Annotated in this window: 1 pseudogene; it reads left to right on the top strand. The window is 70.7% G+C overall.

Annotation, left to right across the window (positions count from 1 at the left end):
* A pseudogene (locus EJV47_RS27795) lies at positions 1 to 290 on the top strand (hypothetical protein); the annotation flags it as partial.

The raw sequence follows: 290 nt of genomic DNA, 5'->3' as shown, positions 1-290 counted from the left end.
GACGCAGGGCAACTGGCAGCAGGTGCGCACCGCGGCCGACAACTACGTGGGCTGGATGGACCCCAAGCAGCACCAGCCCGTGTCAGCCGAGTACCTGGCGGCCTGGCGCGCCCAGGACCACCCCCGCAGCCTCGACGTGGTGCAGGTGGTCAGCAACGCCAAGGTGCGCATTCCCGTCCCCCTGGGCGCCCGCCTGCCGTTTTTCGACGGCATGACCCTGCGCCTGGGCGACGACGCCTACTTCTACAACGGCGCGGCCACCAACCCGCAGAACGGCCACGGTCCGCAGG

It is taken from the genome of Hymenobacter gummosus, from assembly GCF_003970915.1.
In the GTDB taxonomy this organism is placed as follows: Bacteria; Bacteroidota; Bacteroidia; order Cytophagales; family Hymenobacteraceae; genus Solirubrum; species Solirubrum gummosum.
This window is presented reverse-complemented; position numbering and strand designations above follow the sequence as displayed.